The sequence below is a fragment of the Psychrobacter sp. TB20-MNA-CIBAN-0197 genome, from assembly GCF_040309765.1.
In the GTDB taxonomy this organism is placed as follows: Bacteria; Pseudomonadota; Gammaproteobacteria; order Pseudomonadales; family Moraxellaceae; genus Psychrobacter; species Psychrobacter submarinus.
The window spans coordinates 1-258 of record NZ_JBEOPC010000921.1 but is presented as its reverse complement, the minus strand read 5'-3'; the positions used below and the strand labels follow the sequence as shown (position 1 = coordinate 258).

The following is a 258-nucleotide window of genomic DNA, read 5'->3' as shown; positions in this document are numbered from 1 at the left end:
GTAAAGAGATGATCGATTTACCATCCTTGGTGACTTGTAATGACTTCTCAAGCACGTCACCGCCAATAGCATCTAATACAAAATCTAGATCCGAGACCAGATCTTCAAAATCCTGAGTTTCGTAATCGATATGATCATCCGCACCTAACGATAATACAAAGTCTTTATTATCAGCAGAAGAGGTTGAGATAACGTAAGCGCCAATATCCTTGGCAATCTGTATCGCAAAGTGGCCAACCCCGCCAGAACCAGCATGAA

General features: G+C 42.2%; 1 protein-coding gene. It reads right to left on the bottom strand.

Annotated features, from left to right (window positions below; genetic code table 11):
• The coding region (locus AAEY83_RS16560) for a zinc-binding dehydrogenase (RefSeq protein ID WP_351060817.1) at positions 1-258 on the bottom strand (258 nt) is incomplete at both ends.